The sequence below is a fragment of the Kitasatospora sp. NPDC059571 genome (assembly GCF_042735675.1).
Taxonomy (GTDB): domain Bacteria; phylum Actinomycetota; class Actinomycetes; order Streptomycetales; family Streptomycetaceae; genus Kitasatospora.
The window spans coordinates 5,886-6,904 of sequence record NZ_JBHWBW010000429.1 but is presented as its reverse complement, the minus strand read 5'-3'; the positions used below and the strand labels follow the sequence as shown (position 1 = coordinate 6,904).

Genomic DNA, 1,019 nt, shown 5'->3' with positions numbered 1-1,019 from the left:
GCCCGGGCGGCAGCGTGTCGGCCGCGGCGCCGGGCCGGCCCGGGTCCGCGATCGCCGCGTCCATGGTCGCCGTCTTCCTCGCCACCGGTGCCCACTCCCGACCGTCGCCCAGCAGACCGGGCCCGGGAACGGGGCCCTGTCCGCGAAGCGTAGTTCGCGGACAGGGCGCTGCCGAGCCGACATCGGTACTACCAACCGGCGAATCACCCCTGCGGATCAACCCGCACGGCGTGCCGCGCGGGCGCTCAGGCGGCGCGGAACGGCCGGGCGGGCCAGGGTGCGTCGGCCGGCCGCAGGGCGTCGAGGCCCGGCCCGTCCAGTGCGGCACGCAGCGCCAGGACCCCGGTGACCAGGGTCGGGTTGTGCAGCTCCCCGGTCAGGACGAGGCCGATCAGCTCGTCCAGCGGCACCCGGGCGGTCTCCAGCTCCAGCTCCTCGCCGTGCGCCGCGTAGCGCTCGCCGTCGGCCTCGGCGAGGTCGGTGGCGAGGAACAGCCGCAGCGCCTCGTCGGTGCCGCCGGGCGAGGTGTAGAAGTCGACCAGCACCCGCCAGTCGCCGGCCTTGCAGTGCGCCTCCTCGAAGAGCTCGCGCTGCGCGGCGTGCAGCGGGTTCTCGCCGGGCACGTCCAGCAGGCCGGCGGGCAGCTCCCACAGGCGCTGGCGCACCGGGTGGCGGTACTGCCGCAGGATCAGCACCCGCTGCTGCTCGTCGACGGCGAGGACGGAGACCGAGCCCGGGTGGGTCTGGTAGTCGCGGCGCGCCCAGGAGCCGTCCGGCATCTGCACCTCCTCGGTGCGCACCCCGGTGACCCGGCCCTTGAACGGGGTCTCGCCGGCCCGCACCGGCCACTGCTCGGCGGCGTCGCGGATCTGCTGCTGAAAGTCCATCGCACTCCCCTTTTCGTCAGTACGACACAATCTATCCCCATGCACCCCAAGCCTGCGGCCGCCACGGCGCCGGAACAGCCGGACGGGGGGGGGGGCGGGGGGGGCGCGCCCCCCCCCCCCCCCCCGCGCCCG

At 76.0% G+C, this 1,019-nt stretch carries 1 protein-coding gene; it reads right to left on the bottom strand.

Annotation, left to right across the window (positions count from 1 at the left end; all coding sequences use genetic code 11):
* Window positions 1-245: 245 nt before the first annotated feature.
* Window positions 246-887, bottom strand: a complete 642-nt coding sequence (locus tag ACFV0G_RS31935; RefSeq protein WP_380555557.1) for an NUDIX domain-containing protein — start codon at window positions 885-887, stop codon at window positions 246-248.
* Window positions 888-1,019: the final 132 nt, after the last annotated feature.

Excerpts from the sequence above, each read along its gene's own strand:
- ACFV0G_RS31935 (WP_380555557.1), bottom strand. The coding sequence starts at position 887 with ATGGACTTTCAGCAGCAGATCCGCGACGCCGCCGAGCAGTGGCCGGTG.